Source organism: Clostridium sp. DSM 8431, assembly GCF_900116755.1.
GTDB lineage: Bacteria > Bacillota > Clostridia > Clostridiales > Clostridiaceae > Clostridium.
The window spans coordinates 1-1,491 of record NZ_FPBY01000314.1; the positions used below are offsets into that span (position 1 = coordinate 1).

1 protein-coding gene is annotated in these 1,491 nt (G+C 29.2%); it reads left to right on the top strand.

Annotation, left to right across the window (positions count from 1 at the left end):
- The coding region (locus BM384_RS17065; protein WP_090015469.1) for an ABC-ATPase domain-containing protein at positions 1-1,404 on the top strand (1,404 nt) is incomplete at its 5' end.
- Between the last annotated feature and the right edge of the window lie 87 nt (positions 1,405-1,491).

The window sequence follows — 1,491 nt, forward strand, 5'->3', positions numbered from 1 at the left end:
AAAGGGTATAAATCATATAAATCATTAGAAGGACAATATGATTTTAATAAGTATGTATTATCTATTGATCATGTTCAAGGAGATCCTTTTGCAGCACCATCAAAAGTAAGAGTAATAATGAATCAAAAGGTTTCTAAAATTCCAGGTGAACTATTTGATAAAAAATATAAAAAGATAGCTGTACAGGATTTTTTAACAAGATTATTTTTTAAGAATATAAATGTATATAGCAAAAAAGTGTTTGGTTCAGGGAAAAGTGGTCTTATATCTATAAGTAGATGTCCTCAAGAAATATTAGATAGAACAGCTATAATTGTAAATGAAAAAGAAGTAGAAATAAGGATTGAAGTTGGATTCCCTGCTAGAGGAAGAAGTGTTCTTGCTAAAGAATTAGAAAAAATATTATATAATTTCTTACCTGAGATAGTTAGTAATTCAATTGAGTATAACAATATAAATAAAAATAAGCTTATAGAAAGAGTCAAGCTTGTAGAAGACCAAGTTTTTATTAGAGAAGAGTTATCTAAAAGAGGTTTAGTTGCTTTTATTGCAAATGGGTCAATACTTCCTAGAGAAAGTGGAGTTTCAACAAGGCCATTGCAAAATGGAAAGAAATTTGAGTCACCTAAAGAATTAGAAATAAGTTTTGATACACCTAATAGAGGAAAAATAACAGGTATGGGAATAAAGAAAGGTGTAAGTTTAATTGTCGGTGGTGGATATCATGGTAAATCCACACTATTAAGAGCTCTTGAACTTGGAGTTTATAACCATATAGAAGGTGATGGAAGAGAGTTTGTAATAACAGATGATACTGCGCTTAAAGTAAGAGCAGAAGATGGAAGAGTAATTCATAAAAATGATATTTCATTATTTATAAATAATTTACCTAATGGAAAAGATACTAAGGTATTTAGCAGTGAAAATGCTAGTGGAAGTACTTCTCAGGCAGCGAATATTGTTGAAGGAATTGAAAGTGGAACAAAGTTATTTTTAATAGATGAGGATACATCAGCTACTAATTTTATGATAAGAGATGACATAATGCAAAGATTAGTTGCAAAAGAAAAGGAACCAATAACACCTTTTATTGAAATTGTTAAGGGACTTTATGAAGCTTTAGGAATTTCAACAATAATAGTTGTAGGAAGCTCTGGAGATTATTTTGACATAGCAGATACAGTTATACAAATGGATTCCTATGAACCTAAAGATGTAACTAAGATAGCTAAAGAATTAAGTAGTGGAAAGATATTAGAAAGAATAAATAACAATAATTTAGATATAAATATTAATTTTACTAGAGCTATTAAAAAAGGAAGTATTGAAAAGGGACCTAAGGGAGTTAAAATTAAAACTTTAGGTATTGATGGCCTTGATATAAACAAAGAAAAGATTGATTAGAATGGCTACGCATACTCGTGACTTTAGTCATGAGTTAGTAGCCAAAATAGTCAGCATATAGAGAAATCTATATGTAGAGATAGGAAA